This is a genomic window from Bacillus sp. SIMBA_031, from assembly GCF_046535225.1.
GTDB lineage: Bacteria > Bacillota > Bacilli > Bacillales > Bacillaceae > Bacillus > Bacillus velezensis.
The window spans coordinates 1-274 of sequence record NZ_JAWRXC010000207.1 but is presented as its reverse complement, the minus strand read 5'-3'; the positions used below and the strand labels follow the sequence as shown (position 1 = coordinate 274).

The window sequence follows — 274 nt, the reverse complement described above, 5'->3', positions numbered from 1 at the left end:
CTTTCCTTCGGCGTGTGGGACCTCATCTTCTGGAGGTTGGTGGGCGGCTTAGGCATCGGGCTCGCGTCTGTGATCGCCCCCGCTTACATCTCCGAGATTTCCCCGCGCCACGTCCGTGGGCGACTGGCCTCGCTCCAGCAGCTCGCCATCACCACAGGCATCTTCGCGGCACTGCTGTCCGACGCCGTTCTGTCCAACTCCGCAGGTGGGGCAGGGTCAGAGTTTTGGTTGGGTATTGAGGCCTGGCGGTGGATGTTCATCGCTTGCGCTGTGC

At 63.5% G+C, this 274-nt stretch carries 1 protein-coding gene; it reads left to right on the top strand.

All coding sequences use genetic code 11. The features are described 5' to 3' along the window. The coding region (locus SB724_RS20050; protein ID WP_410572584.1) for an MFS transporter at nucleotides 1-274 on the top strand (274 nt) is incomplete at both ends.